This window comes from Halomonas sp. SIMBA_159 (assembly GCF_046536035.1).
GTDB lineage: Bacteria > Pseudomonadota > Gammaproteobacteria > Pseudomonadales > Halomonadaceae > Vreelandella > Vreelandella venusta_A.
Genome location: NZ_JAWJBT010001299.1, coordinates 1 through 245, shown reverse-complemented (window position 1 = coordinate 245; position 245 = coordinate 1). Strand labels below are relative to the sequence as shown.

1 protein-coding gene is annotated in these 245 nt (G+C 58.0%); it reads left to right on the top strand.

All coding sequences use genetic code 11. The annotated features are described in order from the left end of the window. The coding region (locus R0J87_RS23445) for a TonB-dependent receptor plug domain-containing protein (protein WP_498889382.1) at nucleotides 1-245 on the top strand (245 nt) is incomplete at both ends.

Genomic DNA, 245 nt, shown 5'->3' with positions numbered 1-245 from the left:
GGCCAGCCGGGGCGTGGGGCTATCAGTGCCCGTGGGGTTAGCCAGCAAAATGACTCGGCGGTGACGGCAATCTATCTGGATGATGTGCCGATGACCAGTAATACCGGTTTTGCGGCAGGTGGCCGGTTGTTTTTTGACGGCCTGTTAGGCGATGTAGCCCGGGTGGAGCTGATTAAAGGCCCGCAAGGCACCTTGTTTGGTGCTACAGCTATTGCCGGTGCAGTCCGTTACATCAGTAATGCGCC